Here is a 25,893-nt window from a genome sequence, read left to right as displayed (position 1 = left end):
GGTTTTTAGCTTGATTCAATCAGCCCCTCAAACACTCGCTTCAACCCGGCATGCACCGGCACCCGAATTCCGAACTCACCCTCCAGCAACCCGATCAACTCATCCACATCCGTCACTTGCCGCCGTTCAGTCTCACTGCCGATACGATGAATCGCAAAATTGCCGTTATTCAGCGTACGTCGCCATCCCTCCCCTGTGCGCGCCACCATCAACTGTCTGGCAAAAGACGATTCTGGATGGTTCGAGACATACCAGTTGCCGACGGCGTAATCGATGTCTTCCTGGCGCTGCAAATCGAAAATGTACATCGCTCGCCATTCGCCGACGACGCTGGCGCGCAGGGTGTAGCCATCCTCGTGTTGTTCGATGCGATAGGGTTCGTGAGGTGTGAGCTGTTCAGTCGAGGTATCGAGCATCAGCGGTGCGGTGGGCACCATGCCGCCGAAGCCGACGTCGGTGATGTAGCGCACGCCGTCCAGGGTTACCAGGCTCAAGCGGTGCGTACGGGCGGTCCACGCGCCTTCGGGCTGGCCCATGACCACTCGGCCGGAGATGCCGCGAGCATCGAAGCCCAGTTCCTGGAGCAAGACCAGAAACAGGTTGTTGAGTTCGTAGCAGTAACCGCCGCGACCGTCGTGCAGGACCTTTTGCTCGATGGACGGCAGGTCGATGAGCACCGGCTGGCCCGACAACGTGGAGAGGTTTTCGAACGGGAAGGCGCCGGTGTGATGCAGTTGAAGTTGGCGCAGGGTTTCCAGAGTCGGCGCCGGGGGCGCGTCGAAGCCCAGACGCTGCAAGTACAACGCACGGTTCGTCAGGTGTGGTTCGCTCATTGCTCTGTCCTTATGCATGGGGTTGCGGATCTCTGCGCCGGTGGGCGCCATGTATAAGGGATAAAGCGGCTCGACTGACAATTGATTTAGCCAATCGCCGCACACATAAAGATCAACGCCGCTTGCGCGAACTCAACCGAATCCACGTCGGCGCGTGATCGCTGGCATGTGGCTCATTGCGAACCCAGGCATCGACTCCCGCCTCATGCAGATAAGGGCTCAGCGCCGGGTTAAGCAGCAGATGATCGATGCGCAGGCCCGAGTTTTTCTGCCAGTGCTGTCGAAAATAATCCCAGAACGTATAGAGCCGATCCTCCGGATACAGTTGACGCAAGGAATCGGTCCAGCCCTGGGCCAACAGGCGCTGATAACACTCGCGGCTTTCGGGTTGCAGCAATGCGTCCTTCAGCCAGGATCGCGGGTTGTAGATGTCCAGGTCGGTGGGCACCACGTTGTAGTCACCGGCCAGCACCACGGGATGCTCGCTGGTCTGCAGCGTCTGCGCGTGATGGATCAGCCGTTCGAACCACGCCAGCTTGTAATCAAACTTCGGCCCCGGCTGCGGGTTGCCATTGGGCAGGTACAGGCAGCCCACCAGAATCCCGTGCACGGCGGCCTCCAGATACCGGCTATGGGTGTCGCTGTCATCGCCCGGAAGACCTCGACGACTCTCCAGCGGCTGTGCATCCCGCGCCAGGATCGCCACCCCGTTCCATGAAGACTGTCCTTGCCAGATCGCGCCGTAGCCAGCGGCCTCAAGCTCGGCGGCGGGGAATGCACTGTCGACCGACTTGAGCTCCTGCAAACAGGCAATGTCCGGCTGCTCTCGCTGAAGCCAGGCCAACAAGTTCGGCAGCCGGGCGCGCATGCCGTTGACGTTGAACGTCGCGATTCTCAGGCTCTTCATGTTCCAACGCTCGCAATGGCGGGTCGATATCCAGTTGTGACCGGGGTGCGCCCCGGCAGTTGCCATCGCGAGCGCGACAGGCGACTAAAGGCACGCCCCTACACTGGAAACTCGTCCTGCGACGCCTTGAGCAGTGGCAGCAACGCCTGCTTTTCCATGGGTCGACTCAAATAGAATCCCTGCACCTCATGGCACTGATCCGAGATCAGGAAGTCCATCTGCTCCGGGGTTTCGACCCCCTCTGCCGTCACGGTCAGGCCCATGGCCTTGCCCAAGTTGATGATTGCCTGCACCACGGCGCGGTCATTGCCGCCGCTGCTCATGGACGAGATGAAACGCTTGTCGATCTTGATCCCGTCGAACGGGTACGTGCGCAGGTAACCCAAGGACGAATAGCCGGTGCCGAAGTCGTCCATGTTCAACCGCACGCCCAGCTCCTTGAGCGCATTCATGGTCGCCAGCGCGCCCTCCACATCGATGAGCATCACGTTTTCGGTGATCTCCAGCTCCAGGCGACTAGCCGGTAAACGGGTCTGGATCAATGCCTCCCTGACGTCCTCCACCACATCGCTGCGGGCAAATTGAACAGGCGACAAATTGACCGACACCATCAACGCACCGGGCCAAGTCAGGGCCGTTTCACAGGCTTCGCGCAACACCCAACGCCCCAAAGGCACGATCAGATCAGTCTGCTCGGCCAATGGGATAAACGCGTCGGGGCTCAGCAGCCCCTGTTCCGGATGCTGCCAGCGCAGCAACGCTTCCACCGAGACGACCTGCTTGCCGCCCATGTTGTAGCGCGGCTGGTAATGCATCACGAACTCGTTGTTCTTGATCGCCCGGCGCAGGTCGTTTTCCAGTTGCCGGCGGTGCTGGATCTGATCGTTCATGTGCGGCGCAAAGTAGCTCCAGGTCCTCTTGCCATCGGATTTAGCCTGATACAGCGCAATGTCGGCACACCGGATCAGCTCATTGGGGATGTGACCCTGACGCCGACTCAAGGCGACACCGATGCTCGCCCCGATGTGCAGCGTGTGATGCTCGTAATGAATCGGCTGGTGCAGGCTCTTGAGCAAGCGCTCGCAGAACCGGTCGATTTCCGCGTGGCTGTCCATGCCATTGAGCACCAGTACAAACTCATCACCACCGAGCCGAGCGACCAGATCAATGTCCCGCGTGCACTCGCGCAATCGGGTGGCAACTTCCAGCAGCACTGCGTCACCGGCCGGGTGACCGAGGGAATCGTTGATCGGCTTGAAGTTGTCCAGATCGATCATCAACAGCGCCAGCGCCGCCGAATGCTCTTTCTGCGCCAGGGACTCGTCGAGGAATCGCGCCAGTTTGTTGCGATTCGGCAGACCCGTCAGGGCATCGTGCAACGACAGATGCTGGATCTGGGCATGGGCGGCGACTTCATCGGTGATGTCGCTGGCCGTTCCGCGATAGCCCAGCACCGTGCCTTTGCGATGGATCGGTCGTGCCGAAACCCGGCAAATACGCTGTTGCCCCGACTGATCGCGATAGGAGCAGCGCAAATGGCTGACGGGTTGTTCCTCATTGAGCTTATGCAGCCACAGCGACAAGGGCAGCGTATCGCAATTGAGCAGTTGCCCGATGTCCTGCCCTATCCATTGCTGATCGGAATAACCGGTGACGGTGGCGAAACGTCCTGACAGATAAGAGATGCAATGCTTGTCGTCGATTTCCCAGATCCAGTCGGAAGCGGCCTCAGCCACTGCACGAAAACGTTCTTCACTGGCCTCCAGCGCCTGGTTCGATAAATCGAGGCTGGTGTAGCTGGCATCCACGTGCCCGGACGTGCGTAAGACATACCGGAAGAAATAAGCCGTTAACAACGCCAGCACCAACAGCGCACCGCCCAATGGCGGCAGCAGCGACCAGAGCAACTGATGACCCGGTTGTTCAAGTCGGAAAACCAGGCTGGAGCCGGTGCCCGCCAGTGCCACGGCTGGCCTGCCGGGCGCGAGGGCGTCATCAGGCGCCAGGCTTAAATCATGCAAACCGTAATCGGTGCTCAGGGCGCTGAGCTTGTCAGGGCTTAATAGGTCGACGAACACCAGCACCGAGGTGCTTTGGGGATCGGCCGCCGGCCTTTCGTCATTGGGGACGATCGCGGCAGCCGTCAGCAATGCCGGTTTGCCCTCGAACAGTGTGAACTGGCTGACGGGATCAATGAGGCTTTCCTGACTCTGGACTGCCTGTATCAGCGTCGCCATCGATGTCGAAAGATAGGTGGTCGCCGCCTCTTGCACCTGAAGCCCGCGCACCACGGCGTATTTGGTTTGCTGATGATCGACCACGAAGACGCCATCGTAGTGATCGATGCTGAACAAGGTTTTGCCCAGGTTCTGCTCGACGTAGGCCCATTGCACATCGACCTTGCCGTTCAAATGGTCATAAGCGGTCGTCCAGTTTGCATAACTGACGACGTAGCTTTTCGAGGCGGTGATGCGGTTTTGCAGCGCACGCTGGGTGTAAAAAGTGGTCTTGGCCAGGTCCTGGGCGTCCAGCCGCCCGGCAATGTTGAACAAGGCCAACAGGGCGATCAACACACCCAGAACAAACAGCAGGCCGACGACAATCACCAGGTTGCGGGTTATCGGCGTATGACGGGGAGCGGCGACCGTGGTAACGGCAGTTATATCCATGCACTTGATCCTGTCAATCGATTGCCTGATCGGGATGCGACGCTCGCAATGCTTTTTTACCGGGCACTCGCCGAACGTTCACTGACCATAGCAGCCATGCTGGGCTCTGGCGCCCGGATAACGCCATATCGCCGACTCAGTTGGCGCTTGCTGTAACTGCCGCTAAGCCAGTCCCTGATTAATTTCACTCGCTGATCCATCGGGGACTCTCGATTCCAAGGCATGGTCAATACCTCCTGACCATGATTGATACCTGTAAACCGTGTCCCCGGTCTCAAACGTAAAGGATGTACCCGGTTTTTACCCCGGCTTGTGACCGCCGGCAGGTTCCACTTGCCGTTCAACACCTCGGGCTTGAGCCCAGACAAACGCAGGGTCAGGTTGAACCCACCCTTCGGCCGTTGGCCACGCGAGTGAGCGTTGGAATCTTCCACGTCATCAGCGTCTGCGCGTCCTCGGGCACGGTCTGAAGCGCTGCTTTGATTTCAGGCTCCAGCGCATCCATGTTGAACGATTTTCCGGGTTCGAGACCGATACGCTTCATCTGCGCCAGGACCGGTTGATCGGTGATGTGCGCAGGGTGCATTTTGAGCAATTGAGCGGCGTAGGCGAAGTAGTCGGCCACCGACAATATGTCGACCTGGATCTTTGGCGGTGTCTTCACGTCCACGGCCGGGTCAATTTTCACGCTGGCCGGTTCAGGGCTTTTACCCAGCCGGGATAACGGTGTCACGGTGTAGCCCGCCTGGATTTTGTGCACGGCCGCGTAGTCCGCCGCACCGTCGGTGTCGGTGCGGCCAACGACCCAGACAAAGGGTGTAGGCGCCGGCAGATGGTTCAGTCCGGCAGGCACCGTCCCGGCCCAGTCCGGCGGTGTCACCAGAAACCGCCCCGCTTGTGTACCCGTGCTGCGCCAACCCGGTGAGGCGAACACATCGGTCCACAGGTCGAGCATCGGCAGCACGTAAATACGCCCGGCCGTATCGGGCGCTGCGATCACCAGCGGTTCTTTGGTCAAATCCAGCCAGGCAATGGAATACAGGGTGTCGAAGTCTGAGCGCACCACCCCTTTTAAATCTGCGGGTGGATACTGCGGCACGCTGACAAACCTATTCATCGGACCTTTACCGATTTCCTTGCCCGGTTCGAAAGGGGTGAATTGTTTGTGGGTGATGTCCATGGTCAACAGCGGGTAAAAATAAAGGTAGGCATCCACGCCGATGGCGTGAGCTTCTTCGGCTGTGACTCTCGATTGAGCGTGGCTCGCGAGCGGAAAGATAGCGGTGACTGCAACGGTTAGAGCAATGGCTGTCAATGCTTGAGTAATCAACATTTTGGCGATCGTCCGTGCTGTGGGGAGATCTACCGGAATCGGCAGAGCTACCGCAACTCTAGACGATCAATTCAACAGGGTCTGACAGGCGGACAGCCGGCTGGCCGGGGTGTTGCGCGGGTGAAACAACCTCGAGCTACACCTCAACGATCCGAACGCAACAGTGCCTCGACACCGCCCTCCATCGACAGCACCGCCGAGCGGTTTCGCCCCGAATGCTTGGCTTGATACAGCGCCGCATCCGCTCGTTCGATAAACACTTCCATGCTGTCCCGCCCCGTCGGCACAAACGAATAACAGCCAAGGCTGACCGTCACGAAGCCCGTGGGTGAACCGCTGTGGATGATGTTCTTGTCCATGACGCTGCGGCGGATCTGCTCGGCAATCACCATCGCGCCGTGAATGTCAGTGTCAGGCAGTAAAACCGCAAACTCCTCACCGCCGTAACGCACGGCCAAATCGGCTTTTCGATGGCAGCACCCCTTCACCGCCCGCGCCACTTCAGCCAGGCAGTGGTCCCCCGCCACGTGGCCGTAAGCATCGTTGTAGGGTTTGAAGTAATCGATATCGAGCATGATCAGGCTCAGCGAACTCGACTGCCGGGCGCCACGGCCGAACTCGATGTCCAGCGCCCCTTCGAACAACCGGCGATTGGCCAGGCCGGTCAGGCTGTCATGGGTCGCGATCAGCTTCAGCGCTTCCTTCGCCTTGCGCAAATCCGCCTCGACCCGTTCGCCGAGACGCACCTGATGAAGGAACACCCAGCCGAACAGCCCCACGCCCAGCACCACCAGGGCAACGATGACCGTTGAATGAAACGCCGTGTCGTACCAATCCTTGAGAATCGATTCCCTGGACGAGGCGGCGGACACTACCAGTGGATAAGCGTCGAGCTGACGGTAGCCATACAACCGCACAACACCATCGACCAGCGAGCTGAACATCGCGTTACCGGAGGGTGCATTGGGCCGCAATTTTTCAAAGATCTCGCTCTTGGCCAGTGATGTGCCGATCAGCGATTCCACAAACGGCCGTCGCGCCAGCAGCGTTCCGTCGGTCAACCCCAAAAACATCGAACCGTTGTCATCAATGCTGAAGCTTTTGAAGAACTGATCGAAGTACGCCATCTTGATGCCGGCCAACAAGAGGCCTTGGAAGTTGCCATTTTTGTCGTTCACACGTTTGGATATCGGAATGATCCACTCGCCATTTTGCCGACTGCGAATCGCCGGCCCGATGTGCGCCAGGGACGAGACGTTCTGCTGGTGAAACTTGAAATACTCGCGATCCGCCACACCCGGGCCGCGTGGCAGATCGTCAAAAGAGGTAACGACCCACTGCCCCTTCTGGTCGAACAGAAATATCCCGTGCAATTGATTCAGCGCCTGCACCCGCCGGGCGAACGTTTTCCGCAAGCGTGCCTTTTGGGGCGCGCCGAAACCGTCAGCCTGAATCCAGTCCGCCAGGCTGGTCAGCACCAGATCGGCTTGCATGAAGGTGTCTTCGGCCTGCTGCGCCATGGCCCGTGTCAGGTTTGAGGAGGCCACTTGCGCCAATGCCAGGTCATGCCGACGCGACTGTTCCAGTTGCAGGTAAAGCAAACCGCACAGGCTCAGGCACACGACCGCAATAAACAGTACCGCTGCTTTGCGCAGCGGTAAACGTTTCAGGGTGACACCAGTGGCGTTGTGCGGATCGTGAAGAGGGATTGGCAAAAGCTCGTCCTGCAAGGGCAAGGCATGGGTAAAAAAGACCCAAAACCCTTATTTTTTGAGAGCTTAGTCTACGGGGGGGTAACGGGCAAATGTCCTTTGGCTAGCCGCCGCATCGCACTGTGCAAATGCGCTCGGGCACTTTCTGCATCCCCCAGGCGCATTTGCTCGTACGCACGCTGGGCAATCTCATGGGGCACCGGCTTGAGTTCGCGCTGGGTCGCCATCGCCATCAACTGCACCTGGGCGAGGTGCAATCCCTGCGTGCTCAACTGGCGAAACGAGCGATGCGGCGGGACCTGCTCCAGGCGGTGCTCATGCCAGTCGTACACCTCGATCAGTCGCTCGACATCAACGGCGTGGTCACCCTTGTCGCGCAAAATCTCGGCGGCCACGGCCTTCAAGCCTTCATTCCACTGAATCAGCGTGCCGTAGCAATCGAAGGGAAGCCGCCATGCTCGACCTCGAATTGCTCAAGACCTTCGTCTGCGTGGTCGACGAAGGCAGCTTCACCCGCGCCGCCGAGCGTGTGCATCGAACCCAATCAACCGTGAGCCAACAGGTTCGCAAACGCGAAGAACTGGCTATGCACCGACCTGCCCGAATTGCCACCGACGGAGTTGGCGTTGATCAGCCGCGAGGGTGCGCTGACCGGGTTGCAACGGGCGTTGGTGGAGTTTTTGTGCGAGGAGCTGGGCCAGGCATGATCACAAAGAATGGGCGTACCACGAACAACCTTTAGATCATCTTGTCGATCTCATCCAACGTCACCCTGGGAATGAGTTCACCCGGAATTCTTGAGGAACTGGACAGGTTGTAGACCTGAAAATCATCATCCACGACGTACTTCGACAAGATCTCGAACGACGGCAGGATTCGCGTATAAAAATGCTGATCGAGCAGGCATGGCGAGGCGAACGTGTCGGCCTCTTCGTAAAAACGGCTCACAGACTGATTCAAGTCGACGCCTACCAAAAACACCTTGGTAAACCCCACGTGATACGCAATCTGCAATGCCAGATAAGCCACGGTGCGGGCATCAAAAAAACCGCGTTTGAGGTTCTTGCTGAAACCGAGGGTTCTATTGCGGCCATTACCGAGTTTTCGACTTCTGACGAGTTCTTTATCAGCCCTGAAGACCAGGTCCGCCCATGAGAGCTTGGGTGCTCGGCCGAGTAAATACAGCTCGCCCTCAGGCGCTACCGTCGTATGCCAGATATGCTCTTCCCACAGTGCAACCCGCTGACTAATGCGCATGGCCTGTGAAAACAGTTTGGGCTGCTGTCGGGAAAAGCCTTGATCCGTACAGGCATAAAAGAACGGCCTGATACCCGACCCGGTGAACATAGAGATGGCGCCGTTCATCGTGACCATCGGAACATCGGCATACCTTTCCAGCGGAAAATCTTTAGCGGACGCCCCCGAGGCAATGATAAACACAGCTCCTTTTTGAATGTTGCGGCACTCATCGAGTGTCATGCGCATGAAGCATACCTGTGATGAGTGACGAGTTTTTTTGCGCAACATCCATCTTCAATTTCCCTATCCCTTCACATCGATGATCAGTGACTATTTTGCATTGTGATAGTTTGCAACGGGTGAGCCAACCTTTTGGCTTTGTCAACGCATCACTCGACCATCGTTACTCAGGTCCACTGTCCAGTAAGCCAACAGCACGGACCGAATAGGACCGTATAGGGGGCAGACTTATTTAACCAAGCCTGATCCCCTACTGCTGACCCAGCCCCGCCGCCGCCACCGAACCCGCCGATGTGTGTAAATCCAGCACAGGCATTTGCGAAGGCCGATTCAATGCGCGCAATACCGGCGCATCGTATCCATACACATCAGGCTTGAACGCCACCCGACCATCACTGCCCAAATCAACCGTCCAGTACGCCAGCAACACCGGTACCTTCACCGGAAGCCGGATGTTCTCGGTCTTGCCGTTAGCCAGTTGCTTTTGAATGCCTTCGCTATTCCAGCGGACCGGGTCATTGAACAACAGCTCCACGAGTTGCAGCGGGTTCTCTACCCGAATGCAGCCCGAACTGGTGGCGCGGACAGTTTTGGCAAACAACTCGCGATGCGGTGTGTCGTGGAGGTAAATCGCATAGTCGTTGGGAAACCGGATCACCACCTGACCGAGCGAGCTGTCAGGTCCGGCGTCCTGACGCAGGGTGAGGCCGCGCAGATTGCTCCAGTCAACGGTCGACGGATCGAGCACATTGCCTTCTCTATCAAGCACGCGAATCTGGTTGGCGGCCAGGTAACCTGGATCGTTCTGAATTTTTGGCAACACATCCTGTTTGAGGATCGTCGGCGGCACGGTCCAGGTCGGATTGAACGTGATGTAAGAAATCTCGGCCTGGAATACCGGTGTATTGCGCACCGGTTTACCGACCTGCACCCGAGAACGCCAGATCGGGTGACCGTCGCGATACATCGCAACCTTGTACCCGGCGATATCCACGATGACGAACGTGCCCTGAAGTTTGTAAAGCAGCCAACGCGCCCGCTCCATATTCACCCGCACCTGATCGATGCGCGCATCAACGGACACATTCAGCGCTGCCAGTGTCGCTGCGCCTGCCATACCATCCGCCCCAAGATATTGCTCGATTTGATACTTTTTCACCGCGGCGGTGACGGCGGCGTCGTAATTCGTCCCACGCGTAACTCGCGGGTCCAGAAAACCGCCTGCGGCCAACCTCGCCCGCAACTGCGCGACAGCGGGTTCGTCCATGCCAGGCTTGAGGGAATGGCCTTCAGCAACCTTCGGCCAGCCGCCCATGTCCCGAACCTTGCGCAGTTGCGCCAAGGCTTGACGCAAGCCGACGTAAATCGCTTCCTGCGGTGGCGCTTGAGCAAAGGCACGGGCGACATCATGGTTGTCGAGTGCGGCGAAGAAGTTATTGACGTCGTCGCGGGGATCGACGCCGGACGGGTCGAAATTCCAGTGGATGTCGAGCCGTGAAGGATCGACCTTGCCCCGCCGCAATTGCATCAGTGCAGTGATGAAGGTATGAGTCGTCGCCATATCAAAGGCTGCCCGTTGCTCGGGCGTTGCCGACGAGGTCTGCATCGATGACTGAGACCTGACCAGTTCATCCATATGGAAATCCGCCGGGTTCAAACCGTCGGCCTGGGTGTCATTCAGGCTCTTAATCAACTGGCTGACGTCGCTGTCATTCGACCAGACCGCGCGATAGGCGCGATGCGTATAAAAATCCATGACTAGGCGGCTGACATCCACCCGCCGATGGCGCGGTGAAGTGAACAACGGTGGAAACGCTGTTTTCAGCGGAGCAAGCGTGGCCTGAATCGCCTGAGCGACGTTATCGTCCGCTGCGGCTTCCATAACGGTGCTCGGCGCAATTGTCGACTCAATCGGCGAAGTTTCGGCGATCGCAGCGCCGCTGATCAGAAAGCCCATAAAAAAAACGCGGCTTATGACGAATAACCTTGTTAACTGCCCCATGGATAATCCTTAATCTCCCGCATTCAACGGCTAGCTTTCCACACACTGCTAGACTCGAAACTATCATGATGAGACATCTATATGGCACCAGAACGCTTCGGCCTCCTACTCACGGCACTGCTGCTGACGATAACGTCAGTACCGTCAGCCTACGCCGATTCGCTCGCGGCCGCCCTCATCAAAGCGGCCCCCAACGCTAACGCCAAGGTGATTGGACTGGCCGTACGCGCATCCCAGTGCAGCATTGCTCAAGGCAAAGCACCTGTCCAAAGACTCGCCGTCATCGACTATTCCCTGCCTTCGACCGAACAACGGTTGTGGGTGTTCGATTTAAAGAAGCGCAAGTTGCTGTTTCATGAACTGGTCGCCCACGGACGCAACAGTGGCGAGAACATGGCGGTCAACTTCTCCAACCAGAATGAAAGCTTTGCCACCAGCCTCGGCTTGTACCGCACTCAACAGAGCTACGTCGGACAGAACGGCTATTCGTTGCGCATGGAAGGCCTGGAACCGGGTTTCAATGACAACGCGTTTGACCGGGCAATCGTTATTCATGGTGCACCTTATGTCAGCCCGGTGCTCGCCCGTGCGAATGGACGGATTGGCAGAAGCTTGGGCTGCCCCGCCGTGCGGTCGGCGATTGCTCATCGGCTGATCGATTCGATGAAGGGTGGGCAACTGCTGTTTTCGTATTACCCCGATCAGCGTTGGTTGAAGTCTTCTTCGTATATCAATTGCGGCAGCGGCACTGTAGCGGATGCGTCCGGGCCGAATAAGATCTGATAAAAAAGGGCCGCTGCTCAGGTCGCCCTTCTTCGTAACACTACATCCCCTTCATTGAGCTCATTAAAAAGCTGCTCCGCAGGCGCGCCCTCTTATCCAGACATGACGCAAGGCAAAACCTGCATTACCTTGAAAGAGCTACGATTACGCTTACATCACGACAGGGAATCGAAATGAGTAAAGCAGACGAGCTCGCCACGAAACTGAAAAAAACCGGGCAGACCAGCTCTGATCATGCGATCGACAGTTGGCCCCTCCAAGTCTACGAGCTATATCACCAGATCGAGGCCTGGCTGTCGCCGCTGACCGAAGTGGGCCTGATCCTGCGGCGCAATCCCACTCATGTGTTCGAAAGCGATCCGGACGGGGAAACTTTCGACTACGCCATCGACCAATTGATAATTGAGGGCAACCATCACACCCTCACTTTCGATCCTGTCGCGCGCTTTACCGTGGATGGCGAGGGACGTGTCGAAGTCCACTCGAAAGGCAAGGAACTCGCGCTGGTGCGAACCTTGGGCGAGCATGGCGAGACGCATTGGTGGCTGCAGACGATCGAGTATTCGGGGCAACAACCGGATGCAGTAGCGCTGACTGAGCACAATCTGCTGGCAGTGGTGCAGGAAGGGCTGGAGCTCTAGACCAACGCCACTACACCGATTGCCGATGCAACCCACGCCCCCACAAAAAGCCCGAGAACAATGACGAACACAAAAAGCACGATGATGCTCGGTAGCCTGCTCGCTCTATCCCTTGGTGTTCAGGCACAGGACGGCCCTTCACATCTGGACAGCATCATCCAACAAGGCCAACTGCGCGTGTGTACGACGGGTGACTACAAACCCTATACCGTCAAAGCCGAGAACGGCGAATACTCGGGCATCGACATCGCCATGGCCCGCTCGCTGGCCGACAGCCTGGGCGTCAAGATCGAGTGGGTGCAGACCACCTGGAAAACCCTGATGCCCGACCTGCTGGCGGGTAAATGCGACATCGGCGTCGGCGGCATCTCGGTCACGCTGGAGCGCCAGAAAAAGGCCTTTTTCAGCACCACGCTGGACGTCGACGGCAAAATCCCACTGGTGCGCTGCGAAGAACAGGCGCTGTACCAGACCGTCGAGCAAATCAACCAGCCTTCGGTTCGTTTGGTCGAACCGGCCGGCGGCACCAACGAGGCCTTTGTTCACGCCTTTCTACCGAAGGCGCAGTTGCGGCTTCACGACAACGTCACGATCTTTCAGGAGCTGCTGGACAAGAAGGCTGACGTGATGATTACCGATGCTTCGGAAGCGCTTTATCAGCAGAAACTCAAACCCGGTTTGTGCGCGGTGAACCCGACGCAATTCATGCAGTATGGCGAGAAGGCTTACTTGCTGCCCCGGGACGACATGACTTGGAAGTTGTATGTCGATCAGTGGCTGCACTTGGCCAAGGTGACGGGCAACTACCAAAAAGTCCTCAGCCAATGGTTGGCGACATCCGAGCCTAAATAGCCGCCACGCATACGATCCATGTAATTGGATGGACTCGCCCAAGCCGAGGCGTCAATGCGCCACGGTGGCAGTCTAATCAGCCAACGACAGCGAGGGCGAGTCCATGAAAAAGCATACTTCGATTGATCAATCCCTGTCTTCTTCCGATTTGTCGGCCTGCACAACCGTGGCGGTCGATCTGGCCAAGCAGGTCTTTCAGGTCGCCGGTGAAGACGTCCTCGGCCAGGTGCACTACGAGCAACGGATTAAGTCGCGCGAGGCGTTTTATGAGTTTCTCCGCCAGTTGCCGCCTCATGTCGTGGTTCTGATGGAGACCGGTCCGGGTGCTCAAGCTTGGGCCCGGCAGTTGCAAGACCAAGGCAATCTGGCGCGGATTCTTCCAGCCGGTTTGGTGGCCACACATCGCAGCGGGCCTAAAAATGATCGCAACGATGCGCTGGCGATTCTGCGGGCTGGTCGCGATGAAAAGATCTACGCAGTGCCGGTCAAAAGCGTTGCGGCGCTGGCAATGCAGGCGTTGCATCGCGCCCGCCAAGGCTATGTGCGTCGACGCACGGCGGTGAGTAATCAGATGCGCGGCCTGCTGCTCGAGCATGGCGTGGCCTTGGCGCAGGGCGATGTTGCGATCAGCCAGAAAATTCCGCGGGCACTGGAAGATGCCACCCAGCCGGTGCCGGGCCTGCTGCGTGAACTGATCGACGAACTGTTGGTCGAGTGGCGCCATTTGGGCGAACGCATCAGCGTGCTGGCGGGGCGCCTGGAAGTGGCCGCCAACGCCGACATGACGGCGAAGCGACTGATGACTGTGCGCGGCATCGGCCCAGTCACTGCCTCGGCACTGGTGGCCAAGGAAACCAAGCCTGAGCGATTTCCCAATGCCCGCAAGTTTGCCGCGTACTTTGGCATGGTGCCTGACCAGCACAGCAGCGGGCAGACGGTCCGGCTGGGGGACATGACCAAGCGAGGCGATGTTTATTTACGCAGCCTGATGATCCAGGGAGCCCATGCGGTACTGCAACAACTACGACCTGATTCCCAGCAACCCGATGACCGCCGCTTGTTGCGCTGGATGAGCCGACTGGGCCGTAAGGAGGCTGCGGTCCGGTTAGCCAACCGCAACCTGCGAATCGTCTGGGTGCTTCTACAGAATGACCAGACTTATCGTCGCCAGGCTGGTGATGGCCAGCAAGCGACGATGAGCCACTGAGCGACAGAGTTCTGCCACCGAGGTACTAACTGTCCGGCCCTTTGCTGAAAAAAAATTGACCCCAGGTAAGACCGGCGTGGATTGATGCCTTAGCTGCTACTGGCCTTCGAGGCCTGACTGTAATCGGCATACCACGAGCTCTTCCAATTTTGGCCAGAAGCCGAAGACGGCTTCCTCGAATAGGCCTAATACATAGATGCAACGGGGCGGCGGTTTTTCAAAAGCGGGTAGACAGTGGGGGCGAGTCCATACATAGCAGCTGGCGAAGCCTGCGTTCGGCTGCGCAGCAGTCGCCCCTCGGTGAACACGCAACGGCAGAGATAACGCACCGTTGCGTCACACCCTAGTCGTCGTGCAACAACCCCGAACTGTACTCGCCGAAGCTGCTACCGAGCGCACTGCCATGGAAACTCAACTTACTGGGGTTGTTGGTGGGGCCCGGGCCAAAGCCTGCAGACGGCTGGAGGTCTTCTGAATAATTGCTATGAGTGCTCACACCCGAACAGGCACTCAACAGCAGCGCACCACCGATCAGCCAGACTTTGACGAGGTTCGAGATCATTTTTCAGTTCCCTGTGGGTTGGAAGCGCGGTGACCTTAGGGAGTCATCCTATGCCGCAAGACCATCAGGAATTATGAAACTTTGCTGGGTGACAGCGTTGGTTCAGGTACTACGGTTTCTCGATACAAAAAAGGGCGCTCCCCCAGACAAACTGTCAAAAGAGTAACGTCCTACACGACGCTGGGAATTGTCCGTACACTTGCCCATTGCTGCGCTTTTGCCACGAGGCCTATAGTCCACCCAACGCCAAAATGGCGTGTCGGGTTTGGCGACTCGATGGCAATTGAACTGAAGCCTTCGACTATTTTCGAAGCGTTTCGGAACGTACTTAGCTGCCTGTTTTATGGTGGCTGTGCGCGGGAGACCTTAGGGTCTGCCGGTTTCTCCATTGCCCGGTTCGCCAACCCGCGTACGGCTACCACCCATTCGTTTGGCGACGATTGAGTAGTAGTTTTCTCAAATTAATGGAGCTTCACATGAAAGAATTTATGGCTTTAACCAGCAACGCCGACGACCTTCCCTCACTGTATGTAAATACCACCCAACCGCTGCACTCACTGCTTAGCACCGCTCGCTACCGAATTGGTGCGGTCACGCAGATCCTGGAAAACCTCGCGATGCGCGGCGACATCACCACGGACTCGGTGATCCTCAGCGACTTCGCATTGCTTTGCTGCATACCCTTGCGCGATGGCTGCGATGTTCTAGATGTCGTTGCACGACGTATGGATGCGCAACCGTCCTGACGTCACAAAGGGGCGCCCTTTCCGGACGCCCCTTTGGCCCAATCTATCTCCTCGACTCCCTCGACACATACGCCCTGAAGAACCGCTGCAAGACTCGTCTAAGCCCCCGCACCCGCCCCGCTCTCCCGCCGAGTCTCCGTCGCCCCGATGATGGATTGGATGTAGCCAACCACCGCAGCCCCGGCCAGCCTGGGTTCGCCCTGCATTATCTCTTCACGATGTAGCAACTTTTTAGCAAGCTCTCACACAGACCTGTCACGGGCACTACCGGTTCTTGGTAGGTGGGTTAGACGAGCCAGGATTTGCTTAAGCAAGGTCACCGTGAGCCACACCCCCATCATTCGATTGCTACGCTGAATGTTTCACGGAGGATTCGCGATGCCCAATGCCGACCTGCTCCCTTCTCTGCTGTTCAAGCTCAACGAAAACCAACTCGCACTGGAGGCTGCCATCGTGGAGCTTACGCTTTGGGCTGAGAAACGTGGAGCGACCGAACTCGGTGGCAATGTTCGCGGAGCTCTGGAAGCAATCAACCGTAATGAAGAATTCATCAAGATGACGCTCGCAGTGATGATGACGCCGGAGTGACCGTGATCGGCCGGTAATTCAGCATAGTCGGCTGGAGGAAACGGCTACAGAGAGACACTTCTAGTGCTTAACTCATATCTGTGGTGCCTGTTTAGCTAGCTGATGAGCCGTGAGACCAAAGGTAAACTCATGCAAAACACATCAAATTTTATAGTAGTGGACCCTGCCAATGAATGCGTCATCCCATCCGTCGATATCAAATCGCAAATACTGACCGAGCTTCCACTAGACGACCCGGCCGCAGGACTGAAGCGTTCTGGCACCGTCAACTGGCTCATGGACGGCCAAGCAGGGAGTAGGCAGATCGATACGCAGGGCCCCTTTGAAAAAGAGTTGTGGGCCTATCCCGGATATTCAGGCCCCTGCAGCGGTCCGAACCAGCCATATCAGTCCACCTACGCCTTCGAGCATGCACTTAGTGCGACCCAGACAGAGATCTGGGATCGGTGGGCTGTTCTCGAGCCACCTTTTAGCAACTATGTATCGAAATTTCGTACAAGGGAGCTACTGCTTAAGCAGGGTATGTACATGGCGGCGGGTCAAGCATGCACTGGGCCGATACTGAAAACGCAGGGCAGCTTTCAGTTGGTAGCTTCGCTCCGAGTTCCGCGGCTGAAGGACGTTCGCTGTATGTTCTCCTTCCAGTCCAGAGGACCACTTTGGCAAGGACAAATAGGACGCTTGGGGAGCCTTACCCTAAACATTCTAAACTCTTCAAACAATCAATCTGTTTACAGCATGGATATTACTCCATGGCTCAATGATATTGATGTAAATTATAAGCTGATATTAAGCAACATTATTGGAGATGCCATTCGCGAGGACATTGACGAATTTATAGCAGAACTGATTCATTTCTGTGAGGACGAGGCAACTACGCTCGGGACCTCTCAGACTTCTGGCGCAATACTGCAATTCGCGCTAGCTAACGAAACCAGTCGCGATCTTGATTAGTGCGCCTGGTTTCCTCTAATTAAAATCTTTTAACTATAACCCTGATTAATTCAGCTACTTTACATGCGCTTCCGTTTGTCCGCGTAGCCACAACTGGGGCAATTAGTGGCACCCCTCCAATATGGGTGGCTGCAACCTTCGGAGCCATAGTGGAATTGGCATCATTTACATTCTGTGCAAAGCATTGAATGCTCCACTCTCCTACCGGATCAAACGGCCCATATTTAGCGAGAAACTCTTCAATAAATCCTCCTGCCGTGAACCATCCATCAGCTGCTACATCGTCTAACCCATTCCCGTCATCCAGAAGAGGGACTTGAAATGATTGCATGGCACCCGGCGTTGTAAAGATCGCATAGCCATAAAGCTCATCGCTTCGAAATGCACTACCGTCCGCTCGCGTAGCTCGCGCCTTCACAAACATCGGGTCACTTTGGGTAATCTCGTGTGGAGCCTCAAGCACCCACGTGACTGCATGCTCGTTCAGACGTGTTTCCTCGACCCGCAATTCCACCGATCTTCCACTCGAAAGCATGGCAGTGTAGTGCCAAATGACGCCAACCTCGAACGCCGTTCCAGCTTGCATTTCTGCTGGATATTTAATTTTGACAGCAACTTGCTCCGAGACAGGCACCTCGCCGCTTACGAGGTTTGCGTGCTGACGCCCCCTCTCCCAAGGGTCGGCGACATCGGCCAACGCCACAAGAATTGCGGCGTTCGCGATAGTCGACAGCGCTCCAGCAGGTGTAGTCGGTGTTCCCAGCGCAGTGGGGTCAGGTGCACACCATTCATAATCTGCTGGATTGTCGTGGCCATGACCACCGATTCCGACTTCAGCTGTTCCGTGCCCTTTCGCTGCCTCTAGAATTGCTCCAATTCCCGCAATGGCGGCAACGATGCATGCTATGACTTTCCACCAAGGATCCTCGAAAGGCAGCATTAATTCCGACCCTGGCTGGCACGTTAGACTGCATGTAAATCTCTGTGGAAACTGAGTTGATGGTAACTGAATCGCTCGATCGCCATCAAAAAACACAGGCCCCGGTGATTGCTCTGAGTTCTCGAACTTTACAGTTAGCACACCTTGAGGAACATGGCATGTGTAGGTATTGGTAGCGGTATTTAATCGAGTCGACGAAATGAAAATTAGAGCATCGGCATATCCATCCCAGTCGAAGCAACCACCTCCCTCTCGAGTAGAAGTACCACCGAACTCTAAAATAAGACTCCGCTTCCCAGGTGTCGCCGTACTGAAATCAGCGCGCCATTGAACCAGCGTCGCCGCTCCTTTTTTAAGGCCTCTCCTGAGAAAAATTTCATCAGGAGCAAGTATCTTGTAGTCAGGTGTTGATTTAGTTCTGACCCATAGCCCCTGAATATCCATATCAGACGTATTCACAATATAAACGCTAATCAACTGCTCTTTGATCGCACTATCGAAGACCCCGTCAGGGAGCATTATCCCAGTGAATGGTTCAACTGCAAATGGCCGTTTTGCTATTGCGACTTGAGTTGTCATTTCCGTTGCCTACCTTTTTTCTTAATGGTCGGAGGGAGTTTCTTTTTTGGCGGGGTTAAAAAGATACTGCGTGTAAAGTACAACTAATGATCAATGATAGATTGTGTGCGTATTTTTTTAGGAAATCGGGTTACCGTCCGGCGGAAAAAGTCATCCGCTTGAACCGCTTGACACCCCCTGTAACCTGACTGGTGAGTGTCGATAATGAAAGCCCACCGCGGGCTTTAGATCGAGCCCCATCCTAAGGTCGCGCCCCCCCCGAATTTTCGGAGGGCTCCCAAGCGACGCGCGCAAAAATGGCAGCGCTTGGCTGACCTCAAATGTCGTGTTTCACCTCACCAACTTTCTCCCCTGGAACAGCTACAATCGAATGGCTGAGTTCTTCAGCGCACCGGATTTGCTAGTCGCTGGCAATCAAATCCAAAGATAAATACAACAGGCGTTCGGAGGCATCATGAATATCAAAGCGTATCTGATGCTGGCCTTGCCGTGCATGGCTATCCTGCTTTACTCCCCCCTGAGTCAGGCTTTAGTCCACGCTCAAGCATCCATACAAGTTGGAGATAATACCCTCGCTTACGGCGGCTTCGGAGGCACTGAAGACGAGGCAAAAAAGGCCCTTAGGTCGAACTGTGCTGCTCAACAAATGTTTGATGACCTGAAAACCCAGTGCATGATCAACCCTCTTTTAAACCTTTCCACCGGACCTCTTCCAGGCGGCAGCTATTTGGAAAGCTGCGGACTGCCTTATGGGCAGAACCCGCACGGATGCCACATGGAAGGCACAACTCTGATCTGCACAACCTGCAAGCCTGTTATGCAAACGCGACACTGGACATGAATCAATGCCCCGGAGCTGCATACGACAACGTTTCCAACTGCCAAGGCGAGCTGGTCTGCGATGGATCGTGCTAGCCCTGCTCGCAGACTGGGCCCATCAGCCGTTGTGAGCAGAGCTTTGACCGCCAATTCTACGGCGGGTCTTCGCCCCCTCCACGAGCTTTCCTGCACAAGCTTGATGATTTGCTGAGTCAGTTCGATCCGCTTGTCGCTGATACCCGTTGCCCAGCACCAGCAGCTTTAGGTCGACAGCAGCCCTTCATGTATGGCTTAACGCGGGGCAACTGGATAGGGATTCGAACCCCTTACTGCGTCCTTGTAGACCGCTCAAGGCCAGCAGCTACAGCGTTTTCGTTCTTTGCTCTTGGCGTACTACGGTCTACGGCGGCCCTGAATTTGCCCTTAATTTTGCCCTAAACCTCATCATCACTGCCGCTGCTATGCTTGGGGTTTCTCGAAAGGAGTCGACCCCATGCCAAGTGATTACACTCTCCCCGATGTGTTGCAAAGGATTTACCACAATCAGCTCGCCCTAGAGGCGGCGATAATGGAGCTGACGTTGTGGGTGGAGCAGCGGGGGTCGGAAGAGGCCGGGGAGAATGTGCGCGCCGCATTGGAGGCACTTGGCGAAAACGAGGGCCACATCAAACAAGGCTTGGCTCGATTGAAGAAACTGGACATGGGTTAACAGAGTACGTGACGCACTATTTTCGCTTTCTTTTGCGCATGCTACTGTATAAATATACAGCATCAAGGAAATGGAGTAATGTCAGAAAGAATCATCAACCTGCAGCAGATCAGAGCGTTTAAGGAGGCGGGAATCGAATGGGGACCCTGCCCAATAGATGGCTTATCGTTGTCTTTCTCGGCAGCCCACTGCGCCACTGCGCGCTCCCTGCTGAATTGGTCATAGGTTGGTTTTGCCATGGAACGTGATCCAGATGCCCGATAAGACTTTACCAGCAAGGCGCTTGGGGATTCGCCCTCCTTCATCCTTTATAAATACTGGCAATCCCGTGCAAAACCTTCCGGCTGAGTCTATAGTCGCCGGTGAATGTATCCGTTTCTACTATTGGGCCCTTGTAGCGGTTAATAGTTGAAAGCTACGGGAGCATATTCTTTCTTAGGAAGCGTTTGATTCTTCATGAAAATTGCCTCTACTGACCGAGTTATCTACGGGAAAAATCCTCTGGCAGAAGTGGTATGCCAGATTCGGTTTCAGCCCTTAGAAATCTCCGATGCCTCGCTTGAGAAGCTCCAGCACTGCTTCAGTGAGAGCGGTTACAGCCAACGGAATGACGAAGTCTCATTCAACGTCGTTCTGGAAGCGGCTGAGGACGGTTCTCCACCGGTTCCGCGGACAAGCACTGGCGCTACGATTCGTCACTATGCCAAAGCTGACGGGGCATCAAAGGTTTCCATTGGTCCAGAATTTATCGCATACACCTCGACGACCTATCGAAGCTGGGACGTATATGTTCCTGAATTGTTGAGGGCTGTTGCCGCTTTGAATCAAGAAGTAGGGGGGGTGCGTGTGACACGCATCGGTCTTCGGTACAAAGATGTCATTGAGCGCTCAGTGTTGGGCTTGGATGGAACGCCTTGGCATGAGCTGATCAAGCCATTTTTGCTAGGCCCCCTTGCCCACAATGCTTTGTTGGACGAAGATCATTTAGACGAAGATTCTATTGACAGTCAGGTATCCCAGTCGCTCATTCGCCTCGATGAGTGCAAGCTGCTTTTGCAGACTTCACTGCTAACCTCGATGGCTGATGCCTCTAGGGCATTTTTGATCGACGCTGATTTCTTTCACGAGATTGATGGAGCAGAAGAGTCCAGCAACGTCACTGAATCTTCTGAGGAGTTAGAAGCCCTGCTGGAAACTCTGCACAGAAATGCAGGGGCCTTGTTCCGGCGTGCAATTACGGAGAAGCTGCATGATGCACTCATCCCTCAGTAATACCTGGTTTCCGGAGATTGCTAGCCGTGAGACCCAGAAGCGCTATCGGACCAAAGTGGACCTCGGCCACGCTTTCGGCATGCCGGAACTGAGCCAAACACTTCGACAATTTCGAGATGTTGCCTTCACGGTAGGCAGCTTCTACTCGGGAGCTGACAAGACCCTAAAGGATTACGTCAGGTCCACTCAGGAAGCGACAGCCTACAATAAGCTGCGGGCTCTGGTTTCCTCCGAGAACAGCCTAGCGGATATAGATAGTTTAACTGTGACCGCCGAAGCCGCGCTTGAGGCAGTTGCAGAATTCGGCCCGGAAATCATCCCTACCAAAGATCTCAGCGGATTACAGATCCACGGGGAGCACTTGGCGACTCTTCTGCGCGCTACTTATGTGTGGCGTAACGAGATTTCTGGCTGGAATGAGGCTCTTGACGTTGCTCGTCAGGCTTTGGTGGATCAGGGCGTTGATCCTGATGATGCACTCTATGGAATGGTTAAGAGCCTATAAATGGTATTCGGCAGCGTAAATGATGTTGTCTTGCCCGAGCACGGGATCGCGCTTGCCCTATTCCATAGTGATCTAGGTGGGGGGCATCTTGGAGTCCTGTTCAACGAAAAAGGTAACAAGCTTAGGCTGATGGAGCTTGGCTGGCATCACAAGTTGTTCGTATCCGATCTCCCACGTCCGAAGTGTGGGATTGCCATTCCTTTGGCCCTACCACCAGCAGCAAGTAAGGGAGTATTGGCAGTGGTCCGGGCGATATCCCGGAAGCTGCCAAAAATTTCCTATGGAATTGATTTCATTGCTTCGAAAGGTTCGTTCAACGGCTCTGTCTACTCGCCTCCAAAGGGAAGCAATGGTCTGACTTGCGCATCTTTCGTGCTAGAGGTTATGAGATCGGCAGCAGTCTTGCTCATTCATGAAGAGTCTTGGGAGCCGTCCCCCTCCAACACGGAGTGGGCGACGGAGGTAGTAAAACTCCTGAGGGAGCATGGGGCAGAAGAGAAGCATATTGAAGCGGTTGAAAAAGGCATGAGTAACTTGCGGCTGATACCGTTTGAACTAGCTGCTGCTGCTACTCTGCCAGTCGAGCAGCGCCCAGCTTCGTACACCGCGGTGCAGCAAATCGCTGGCGAACTAAGAAACCATCTCGACCGAGTGTGTCCTTTGCCGGCACAGCCAATCATCCAGGGCATATTGCGGGCTGGGTGAAGAGCGTCGACGATAGATCGGACAATGAGCACCTTCGCAAAGGCTAAATTCCCGTAGGGCCGAGACTTGTGTTATCTCGGCACAGGCCCGCATGGGAAACGCGGCTTACGCCATAGATACTCCCGTCTAATAAGCTAATTGCAAGATACCTTCCACAACTGATCAAGCCTAGTTGTGTAGCTCTGACTCATCAATTCGCGACGCATACCCCAATGCGGATTGGTCGGCACGCTGGCAGATCTCAGGGTTCCCCGGCCCCACCGTTCATTGATCTGGTCCAGCACCGTCAGCACCCGGGTGGCGTCGGCCGGCTGTGAGGGGGCAAACAAATCATCGGTGTATTCGCCGGGCTGGCACAGGTTCAGCAGCAGCACTTCGGCCTTGCTGTAATTAAATCCCGGACGGAACACGCGATCGAGGGCACCGACCGCGGCGGTGGTCAGCAGCCGTACATCGTCGGTCGGGTACGGCAGATCGACCACCACGCCGTTTGCATACTGCGCTTCCGCCGGGTTGAACATGCCGGTGCGCAGGCTGACGCGCAGCTTTTTGCACAGTGAGCCCTGGCCCCGCAGCTTCTCCGATGCACGCATCACGTAGGTAGCTACCGCTTCCTTGATCGGCGGCAGCTCCGTCAGGCGTTTGCCGAACATCCGGCTGCAGCAGATCTCCTGCTTCGGCGGATCCGGCTCATCCAGCGCCAAGCAGGAGGTGCCGGCCAATTCCCGCGCGGTCTTTTCGATCACCACACTGAAGGTTTTGCGCAGCGTCCATGGGTCGGCCTTGGCCAAGTCCATGGCGGTTTTGATGCCCAGCGTGTCCAAGTGCGTTTTCATGCGCCGGCCGACGCCCCAGACCTCGGCCACGTCGGTATTGCGCAGCACCCAGTCGCGTTTGTGCGGGTCGCAAATGTTCACCACGCCTCCGGTTTGCGCCTGCAGGCGCTTGGCCGTGTGGTTGGCCAGCTTGGCCAGGGTCTTGGTGGGCGCAATGCCGACGCCGACCGGAATGCCAGTACATCGCAAAACCTGGCTGCGCAAGCGACGCCCGAGCCCGTCTAGGTCTCCGATCCCACTGAGGTCAGCAAACGCCTCATCGATGCTATACACCTCAACCGCCGGTACCATCGCTTCGATCAAGCTCATGATCCGTTCACTCATGTCGCCGTACAGCGCGTAGTTTGAAGAAAAGGCGACGATGCCGTGCTGCTGCAGGGTGTGTTTGATCTGGAAGTACGGAGCGCCCATTTTCACAAACGGCTTGGCATCATAGCTGCGCGCGATCACACACCCGTCGTTGTTGGACAGGACAACGATCGGCACCTTGGCCAAGTCCGGGCGGAACACCCGTTCGCAACTGGCGTAAAAACTGTTGCAGTCAATCAGGCCAAACACCGGCGGCACTTTAGACATGGCTGCGCACACTGCTGGTGATCACCCCCCAAATGGACAGGTCATCCCCCTCTAGCACATACCGCGGAGGGTACTTGGGGTTCTCCGACAGCAGGATTACCTCCTTGCCTCGTAGGCACAGGCGCTTGCACACCGGATCGTTATTCAGCAACGCGATGACGACGTGGCCGTGGGCCGGCTCGATAGATCGATCGACCACCGCCAAATCGCCTTCAAAAATGCCGGCGCCCTGCATGCTGTCGCCGGTGAGCGACACCAGGTAGACGTGTGGGGCCCGGACGTTCAGCACCTCATCCAGCGAAATGTGCGACTCGATGTGGTCCGCCGCCGGCGAAGGGAAACCCGCCGGTACGCGGAAGAGACACAACGGCAATGTCCGGCCGCCCTCGGCGATCGGCCCTAGAATGGAAAAGCTCATAAAGCACGACTTCCAGATACTGTACGAATATACAGTTAACTTTCAGAACGGCTTGTGGTCAATCTTTGTAGGCAATATCGGATGGGCGGAGCGGTTATGTGCGGACGACTTTCTCAATATGATGGCATCCACGACTTCGTTGCTGCGCTGAGCATGCCCAACGCGTTGGTCAACAACGTCGGCGACTTACCATTCGAGCGGTATAACGCCGCTCCCACGACTCAGCTCGCTCTCTTCCATCAAGAAGGCCACTATCTGCACGCGGACATGGTGCGCTGGGGATGGCGTCCGCATTGGGCCAAGGACCGTGCCGCGCCGATCAATGCCAGGGTAGAGAAAGTCGCCCACGGCCCATTTTTCCGCGCGATCTGGCCGCACCGCGCAATCATCGGAATCAACAATTGGTTTGAATGGGTGGACGAAGGCGAACCGAAAAAACAGCCCTATCTGATCCGCCGGCAGGACCGGGCGCCGATCCTGTGCGCGGCCATCGGCCAATATCCGAACACTGATCATGAGCCCGGCGAGCACGACGGCTTTGTGATCATCACCGCCGACAGCGCCGGCGGCATGGTGGACATCCACGACCGGCGGCCGGTGACTCTATCGCCGGGGCTCGCCCGGGAATGGCTCGACCCGGCTACGCCCAAGGAGCGCGCCGAACAGATGGTGATGCACCAGGGTGAGCCCACCGAGGCGTTCGAATGGTTCAAAGTTGACCGGGCCATCGGCAACGTGCGTAACCAAGGATCTGATTTGATAAAACCAATTGACGCTGCTCAAGGCGATGATTTGTCTTAAATCGATACCAACGACTTGAGCCGTTCCTCAAGCGCCGTTTTGAAGATGATATAGAGCCGTTCTGCGTCCCCTGCTCTCAGACCACCGACGACTTCCATACCTAGAACTAATGCGTCAGCTCTCGCGCCCGCTTTCACAGCAATGATCATAGAGTCCGCACGCACAATTTGCGCGAGCAGACGGTCAGCCTCTCTCTTCACCTTCTCGCTCAGAACTACATCGTCCACAGGGATTACCTTCGTTGCGACATCCAATACATGACGAACAAGACGAACAAGACCCAACCCAAGGCCGACAGAAAAGAAAGGCCTACCAGTCGCTTATTCATTCAGTATTATCATGGTGATGAAGATCGTGGGTGATAATCAGGCCACAGGAAAATAGCCTAATGACAGAAATCATCTGTCTCCCGTCGGGTGGAATGAGAACGTCCCGGCTGCAGAATCATTTCTTAGCTCCGTTACT

Annotated in this window: 24 protein-coding genes and 3 pseudogenes; 14 read left to right on the top strand and 13 right to left on the bottom strand. The window is 56.2% G+C overall.

What is annotated here, in order from left to right:
* Nucleotides 1-5: 5 nt before the first annotated feature.
* The 6 genes and pseudogenes from ACYZT0_RS06820 to ACYZT0_RS06795 all read right to left on the bottom strand — a co-directional run.
* The gene (locus ACYZT0_RS06820; RefSeq protein WP_462045171.1) at nt 6-833 is read right to left on the bottom strand and encodes an arylamine N-acetyltransferase family protein; all 828 of its coding nucleotides are present in this window, start codon (nt 831-833) and stop codon (nt 6-8) included.
* Between the two features lie 112 nt (nt 834-945).
* Nucleotides 946-1,740 (bottom strand): exodeoxyribonuclease III, encoded by a 795-nt coding sequence (locus tag ACYZT0_RS06815; RefSeq protein ID WP_462045170.1) that lies wholly within the window; start codon nt 1,738-1,740, stop codon nt 946-948.
* A gap of 98 nt (nt 1,741-1,838) precedes the next feature.
* Complete coding sequence (locus tag ACYZT0_RS06810; protein WP_462045169.1) at nt 1,839-4,409, bottom strand: bifunctional diguanylate cyclase/phosphodiesterase; 2,571 nt, start codon at nt 4,407-4,409, stop codon at nt 1,839-1,841.
* Nucleotides 4,410-4,806: 397 nt separating this feature from the next.
* A pseudogene (locus tag ACYZT0_RS06805) lies at nt 4,807-5,742 on the bottom strand (DUF1254 domain-containing protein); the annotation flags it as partial.
* A 143-nt stretch (nt 5,743-5,885) separates the two neighbouring features.
* On the bottom strand, nt 5,886-7,457 hold the full coding sequence (locus ACYZT0_RS06800) for a sensor domain-containing diguanylate cyclase (protein ID WP_462045168.1): 1,572 nt from the start codon (nt 7,455-7,457) through the stop codon (nt 5,886-5,888).
* Between the two features lie 68 nt (nt 7,458-7,525).
* A pseudogene (locus tag ACYZT0_RS06795) lies at nt 7,526-7,702 on the bottom strand (aldolase); the annotation flags it as partial.
* A gap of 206 nt (nt 7,703-7,908) precedes the next feature.
* On the opposite strand from ACYZT0_RS06795, the pseudogene ACYZT0_RS06790 reads away from it, so the two are divergent.
* Nucleotides 7,909-8,046: pseudogene (locus tag ACYZT0_RS06790) on the top strand (LysR family transcriptional regulator); the annotation flags it as partial.
* Nucleotides 8,047-8,192: 146 nt separating this feature from the next.
* Here ACYZT0_RS06790 and ACYZT0_RS06785 read toward each other — a convergent pair.
* Nucleotides 8,193-8,939, bottom strand: a complete 747-nt coding sequence (locus ACYZT0_RS06785; protein ID WP_462045167.1) for a lipopolysaccharide biosynthesis protein — start codon at nt 8,937-8,939, stop codon at nt 8,193-8,195.
* A gap of 244 nt (nt 8,940-9,183) precedes the next feature.
* Nucleotides 9,184-10,935, bottom strand: coding sequence for a L,D-transpeptidase family protein (locus ACYZT0_RS06780; RefSeq protein WP_462045166.1), 1,752 nt, complete (start codon nt 10,933-10,935; stop codon nt 9,184-9,186).
* Nucleotides 10,936-11,016: 81 nt separating this feature from the next.
* Here ACYZT0_RS06780 and ACYZT0_RS06775 point away from each other — a divergent pair, with 81 nt between their 5' ends.
* The 4 genes from ACYZT0_RS06775 to ACYZT0_RS06760 all read left to right on the top strand — a co-directional run bounded on the left by ACYZT0_RS06775 (nt 11,017) and on the right by ACYZT0_RS06760 (nt 14,418).
* On the top strand, nt 11,017-11,718 hold the full coding sequence (locus tag ACYZT0_RS06775; RefSeq protein ID WP_462045165.1) for a murein L,D-transpeptidase catalytic domain family protein: 702 nt from the start codon (nt 11,017-11,019) through the stop codon (nt 11,716-11,718).
* Between the two features lie 173 nt (nt 11,719-11,891).
* Entirely contained in the window at nt 11,892-12,359 is a 468-nt protein-coding gene (locus ACYZT0_RS06770) for a hypothetical protein (RefSeq protein WP_462045164.1), read from the top strand.
* 60 nt (nt 12,360-12,419) lie between these two features.
* Nucleotides 12,420-13,211 (top strand): transporter substrate-binding domain-containing protein, encoded by a 792-nt coding sequence (locus tag ACYZT0_RS06765; RefSeq protein ID WP_462045163.1) that lies wholly within the window; start codon nt 12,420-12,422, stop codon nt 13,209-13,211.
* 148 nt (nt 13,212-13,359) lie between these two features.
* Nucleotides 13,360-14,418, top strand: a complete 1,059-nt coding sequence (locus tag ACYZT0_RS06760) for an IS110 family RNA-guided transposase (RefSeq protein WP_462046512.1) — start codon at nt 13,360-13,362, stop codon at nt 14,416-14,418.
* 343 nt (nt 14,419-14,761) lie between these two features.
* On the opposite strand, the gene ACYZT0_RS06755 is transcribed toward ACYZT0_RS06760, so the two are convergent.
* Nucleotides 14,762-14,980, bottom strand: coding sequence for a hypothetical protein (locus ACYZT0_RS06755; protein ID WP_462045162.1), 219 nt, complete (start codon nt 14,978-14,980; stop codon nt 14,762-14,764).
* A 476-nt stretch (nt 14,981-15,456) separates the two neighbouring features.
* Between ACYZT0_RS06755 and ACYZT0_RS06750 the strand changes: the two genes are divergently transcribed.
* The 3 genes from ACYZT0_RS06750 (at nt 15,457) to ACYZT0_RS06740 (ending at nt 17,268) form a co-directional block, all read left to right on the top strand.
* A complete protein-coding gene (locus ACYZT0_RS06750; protein WP_462045161.1) occupies nt 15,457-15,726 on the top strand; it encodes a short-chain dehydrogenase in 270 nt (89 codons plus the stop codon).
* A gap of 378 nt (nt 15,727-16,104) precedes the next feature.
* Complete coding sequence (locus ACYZT0_RS06745; RefSeq protein WP_462045160.1) at nt 16,105-16,314, top strand: hypothetical protein; 210 nt, start codon at nt 16,105-16,107, stop codon at nt 16,312-16,314.
* Nucleotides 16,315-16,443: 129 nt separating this feature from the next.
* Complete coding sequence (locus tag ACYZT0_RS06740) at nt 16,444-17,268, top strand: hypothetical protein (protein WP_462045159.1); 825 nt, start codon at nt 16,444-16,446, stop codon at nt 17,266-17,268.
* Nucleotides 17,269-17,287: 19 nt separating this feature from the next.
* On the opposite strand, the gene ACYZT0_RS06735 is transcribed toward ACYZT0_RS06740, so the two are convergent.
* Entirely contained in the window at nt 17,288-18,787 is a 1,500-nt protein-coding gene (locus ACYZT0_RS06735; RefSeq protein WP_462045158.1) for a hypothetical protein, read from the bottom strand.
* Between the two features lie 454 nt (nt 18,788-19,241).
* Between ACYZT0_RS06735 and ACYZT0_RS06730 the strand changes: the two genes are divergently transcribed.
* The 5 genes from ACYZT0_RS06730 (at nt 19,242) to ACYZT0_RS06710 (ending at nt 22,797) form a co-directional block, all read left to right on the top strand.
* Nucleotides 19,242-19,628: a hypothetical protein gene (locus tag ACYZT0_RS06730; protein WP_462045157.1), complete on the top strand. Its 387-nt coding sequence runs from the start codon at nt 19,242-19,244 to the stop codon at nt 19,626-19,628.
* Nucleotides 19,629-20,099: 471 nt separating this feature from the next.
* On the top strand, nt 20,100-20,315 hold the full coding sequence (locus ACYZT0_RS06725) for a hypothetical protein (protein WP_462045156.1): 216 nt from the start codon (nt 20,100-20,102) through the stop codon (nt 20,313-20,315).
* A 456-nt stretch (nt 20,316-20,771) separates the two neighbouring features.
* Nucleotides 20,772-21,587, top strand: coding sequence for a TIGR04255 family protein (locus ACYZT0_RS06720; protein WP_462045155.1), 816 nt, complete (start codon nt 20,772-20,774; stop codon nt 21,585-21,587).
* Nucleotides 21,565-22,092: a hypothetical protein gene (locus tag ACYZT0_RS06715; protein ID WP_462045154.1), complete on the top strand. Its 528-nt coding sequence runs from the start codon at nt 21,565-21,567 to the stop codon at nt 22,090-22,092. Before ACYZT0_RS06720 ends, ACYZT0_RS06715 begins: the two co-directional genes overlap by 23 nt.
* Entirely contained in the window at nt 22,093-22,797 is a 705-nt protein-coding gene (locus tag ACYZT0_RS06710; protein WP_462045153.1) for a hypothetical protein, read from the top strand.
* Between the two features lie 134 nt (nt 22,798-22,931).
* Here the strand turns inward: ACYZT0_RS06710 and umuC are convergent, their stop codons facing one another.
* Together umuC and ACYZT0_RS06700 are read right to left on the bottom strand one after the other, a co-directional pair.
* A complete protein-coding gene (gene umuC / locus ACYZT0_RS06705) occupies nt 22,932-24,209 on the bottom strand; it encodes a translesion error-prone DNA polymerase V subunit UmuC (RefSeq protein WP_462045152.1) in 1,278 nt (425 codons plus the stop codon).
* Nucleotides 24,202-24,627: a LexA family protein gene (locus ACYZT0_RS06700; protein ID WP_462045151.1), complete on the bottom strand. Its 426-nt coding sequence runs from the start codon at nt 24,625-24,627 to the stop codon at nt 24,202-24,204. Before ACYZT0_RS06700 ends, umuC begins: the two co-directional genes overlap by 8 nt.
* 96 nt (nt 24,628-24,723) lie before the next feature.
* Between ACYZT0_RS06700 and ACYZT0_RS06695 the strand changes: the two genes are divergently transcribed.
* A complete protein-coding gene (locus ACYZT0_RS06695; protein WP_462045150.1) occupies nt 24,724-25,428 on the top strand; it encodes an SOS response-associated peptidase family protein in 705 nt (234 codons plus the stop codon).
* Here ACYZT0_RS06695 and ACYZT0_RS06690 read toward each other — a convergent pair.
* Complete coding sequence (locus ACYZT0_RS06690) at nt 25,425-25,655, bottom strand: hypothetical protein (protein WP_462045149.1); 231 nt, start codon at nt 25,653-25,655, stop codon at nt 25,425-25,427. The two genes, ACYZT0_RS06695 and ACYZT0_RS06690, sit on opposite strands and share 4 nt — an antisense overlap.
* Nucleotides 25,656-25,893: the final 238 nt, after the last annotated feature.

Source organism: Pseudomonas sp. ZS1P83 (assembly GCF_054897825.1).
Note: the sequence above shows the minus strand (reverse complement) of the source record. Positions and strands in the feature narration are given on the sequence as shown.